The 3,431-nt window shown below is 70.7% G+C and carries 4 protein-coding genes and 1 pseudogene; 3 read left to right on the forward strand and 2 right to left on the reverse strand.

Going from position 1 to position 3,431, the window contains the following annotated elements:
• Positions 1–822: pseudogene (locus G6026_RS12125) on the reverse strand (hypothetical protein); the annotation flags it as partial.
• A 73-nt stretch (positions 823–895) separates the two neighbouring features.
• Between G6026_RS12125 and G6026_RS12130 the strand changes: the two are divergent.
• Positions 896–1,528, forward strand: a complete 633-nt coding sequence (locus G6026_RS12130) for a YqgE/AlgH family protein (protein WP_107757868.1) — start codon at positions 896–898, stop codon at positions 1,526–1,528.
• A 4-nt stretch (positions 1,529–1,532) separates the two neighbouring features.
• Here the strand turns inward: G6026_RS12130 and G6026_RS12135 are convergent, their stop codons facing one another.
• Positions 1,533–2,084 carry a DUF4188 domain-containing protein gene (locus tag G6026_RS12135; RefSeq protein WP_182613328.1) on the reverse strand — a complete coding sequence of 184 codons (552 nt, stop codon included), beginning with the start codon at positions 2,082–2,084 and terminating at the stop codon, positions 1,533–1,535.
• A 117-nt stretch (positions 2,085–2,201) separates the two neighbouring features.
• On the opposite strand from G6026_RS12135, the gene G6026_RS12140 reads away from it, so the two are divergent.
• The gene (locus G6026_RS12140) at positions 2,202–2,840 is read left to right on the forward strand and encodes a MerR family transcriptional regulator (protein ID WP_107757866.1); all 639 of its coding nucleotides are present in this window, start codon (positions 2,202–2,204) and stop codon (positions 2,838–2,840) included.
• Between the two features lie 73 nt (positions 2,841–2,913).
• A partial coding sequence (locus tag G6026_RS12145; protein ID WP_182613329.1) for an MFS transporter occupies positions 2,914–3,431 on the forward strand: 518 nt, incomplete at its 3' end.

Below are 3,431 nucleotides of genomic sequence, written 5' to 3' on the forward strand. Positions count from 1 at the left end.
GAAGGCGGCCCGACCGAGCGTCACGCCGGCCAGCGCGACCCAGACCAGGGTGGTGGAGCGGGCGGCGCGCACGCCCTCGGCCAGACCCCCGGCGAACAGCCCCAGCGCATCCCGGGCCACGCCGTCACCGGAATCCGTGGTGATCTCCTCGTCGTCGGGTCCGAGGTGTCGCGGGGGCAGCGCCACAATGGCCCACGCTCCCAGGACGGCGCTGACCACGGCAGGCACGAGCGTCCAGGAAACGGCCGCGTCGCCTGCGCCGAGCACCGCGAGGACCGCGAACGCCGCGACCGCACCGACCGCTGTCACCACCGATCCGACTGTGACGAGAATCGAGTTCGTGGCCGCGAGGATCCGCTCCGGCACCACGCGGGGCATCGACGCGGTCATCCCGGTGTTGATGAGCCGGCCGAGTCCGATCGCCACCAGAGACAGACCGAACAGCGCGGCGAGCCCTGCACCCGAATGCACGGCGCCGACGGCGATCAGCGCGATCGTGGCGATGATCGCGACCGTCCTGATCAGCGCGGCCACCGCCACCACGACCCGTCTGTCCCAGCGGTCGAGGGCGGCGGCGGCGAACGGGCCGACGATCGAGTACGGCAGCAGCATCACGGCGAACCCGCCTGCGATCGCGGCCGGGGTCGTGGCGGACTCGGGGCTGAAGAGCACGATCCCGCCGAGCGCGGCCTGGTGGATCCCCTCACTGAGCAGGGCGGCCAGGCGGGCGGTGGACAGGCGGCCGAGCCCGTCGGACTCCCGCAACGCGGCGGCCAGGCGACCGCGCCTCGTGTCGGCCGGTCCTGCGGTCGGAGAGGTCACGGGAGCCACCGTAGCGAGACCTGATCGAGGGGACGGGGATGTGGTCGGGCGGTGGCGCGGGCATCATGGTCGCATGGACACGGGACCGGACGATCTGAGCGGCGGGGGCCTCTTCGGTGACCGCCTCTACGACGCGATGGACAAGCGGGATCCCGTCGCCGGTTCGCTGCTCATCGCGGCGCCCGACATGCCGGACCCCAACTTCCGGCGGGCGATCATCTACGTGATAGAACACGACCATTCCGGCTCTCTGGGGGTGGTGATCACCCGACGGAGCGAGACACCGGTCGAGACGATCCTGCCGGCCTGGGCGGAGATGTGTGCTCCACCGGCGGTGTTCCACATCGGGGGCCCGGTCAAGCCGGACACCGGCATCGCGCTGGTGGTGCTCGCGTCGGGGGTCGACGGCGAGACCTACTCGGGTCTGCAGCAGATCGAAGGACGGGTCCACGTGGTGGATCTCGACAGCGATCCCGACCAGCTGCGGGACAACGTCGAGGGGATGCGCGTGTTCGTCGGCTATACCGGCTGGGCGCCCGGCCAACTGCAGGGGGAACTGGACCGCGGCGACTGGTACGTCGCGCCCAGCCTCCCCAGCGATCTGCTCGGGCCGTCGCACGTGGACGTCTGGGGCACCGTGCTCCGCCGCCAGGAGATGCCTCTCCCCCTCTACGCCACCTATGTCAGCGACGGGGACGTGAACTGATCGGTCAGTCCTCGGACGTCGGGGTTGTCCTCCCGTTCAGCCGCTCGCGCGCGGTGGCGCCACGCCGACCGAGGGGGAGGGTCCCCGTCGCGGCGGCGAGCCCCGCCCGAGCGCCATCCCCGTAGAAGGTCTCGATGCCCCCCTCGTCCACGACGTAGGTCTCGTGCCAGATCCCCACGGCCCCCGGGTTTCTCCGCGCCCTGGCGTTGAAGTCGCGCCACGCGGGCATGTGTGCTTTCTCGGCGTCCCGGGCGTACCAATAGAGCTGACCGACGGAGTTCCAGTACTGGACAACCCAGGGGCCGTTGGCGCCGAGCAGGGTCTGAGCCCCGAGGAACCCCACGTCCTCGGCCTCTCCCCTGTCGGCCGCCATGCGGATGCGTTCCAGTTCGGCGAGCATCCTGGGCATCGCCCGGAACACCGGGAGCCACAGGTCGGGACGGAGGGGGCGGTGGATGGTCATGCCGATGTGGAAGACGACGAGGCCGCCATCCCGGGCGTGGGTCACGGGAAGAGGCCGCTCCCGGGTCGTGTGGCTGGATGATCGCGTGACCATGTCAACTCCTCTGGACGCTGCCACGGCGCGGTGCCGAGGGCAATTGGATACTTCGAGTATCCGGTGGTGGATACTGCTACTATCCAGTAAAGGAGCGTCGCTGTCGAGAGGGGCGGAGTGAGAATCTCGGAACTCGCCGACGTCACGGGAACGACCGTGACGACACTCAAGTTCTATCTGCGTCGAGGGTTGCTCCACCCCGGACGATCGGTGACCCGCACCCAGGCCGACTACGACGCCGGCCATGTCGAACGGGTCCGTCTGGTCGTGGCGCTGTCCGAGGTGGGAGGCTTGGATCTGGCGGCGGTGGGTCGGGTGCTGGAGGCCATAGAGACCCCCGACGTCGGACGGTTGGACGTGATGGCCACCGCCCAACACGCGCTGTCGGGAGAACGGGCGCACGAGCCCGCGGCTGGGGAGGAGGACACGCCCCGCGGTGACGAACGCACGCGCGCGTGGATCGCCGCCCGGGAGTGGCAGGTCGATCTCGGCGACGTCATCGTCGATCGACTCGCCCAGGCGTGGCGTGCGTGTGACGACGCAGGAATCGGGTTGGACGAGGGTCGTCTGGACGCCTATGCCGACGCCGCCGAGCGGATCGCCCGCATCGATGTCGCCTCGGTCCCGTCCGAGCCGGCGGCGGCGGTGCGACAGGTGGTGCTCGGGACCGTGCTCGTCGAGCCCGTCCTCACCGCGTTGCGTCTGCTCGCGCAGCAGCACGTGGCACTCACCGGCCGCGCTGATCCCGACAAGTGAGATTGGTTAGTCATATAGTAGGACTGGGCGTACTGTCGGCCTGGTGAGGCCCGGACCCGCTGACGACAATAGTGTGGCACCCCGTCAGTGGGCCATTCTCGGGGTCGGCACGCTCGCCGCGTCCTCCGCCTCGGTGTTCGTGGCGGGTGTGGCGTTCCTCCTGCCCTTCCTGCACACGGAGGTCGGCCTGTCGCTCCCCGCGGCGGGCGCGCTGGTGGCGCTGCCCTCGGTGGGGACCGCGCTGACTCTCGTGGCGTGGGGGTGGCTCGTCGACCGGACCGGCGAGCGGCTCGTGCTCGTGAGCGGATCCGTCCTCACCACCGCCGCCCTCGCAGGCGCGCTCATCACCCCGTCCCTGGCCCTGCTCTCGGCGTGCTTCCTGCTCGCGGGCGCGGCCTCGGCCTCCGCTGCCTCGGCGAGTGGTCGGCTCGTGGTGGGGTGGTTCCCCGCGCGACGACGGGGAATGGCGATGGGCGTCCGGCAGATGTCTCAACCCCTCGGGGCGGCGATCGCAGCGATGTCGATGCCCGCGCTGGCGGCCTCGCACGGTCTGCGTGCAGCCCTGGCCGTCCCCCTGGTCATGGCGGGGGA

It is taken from the genome of Dietzia sp. DQ11-38-2 (genome assembly GCF_014145055.1).
GTDB lineage: Bacteria > Actinomycetota > Actinomycetes > Mycobacteriales > Mycobacteriaceae > Dietzia.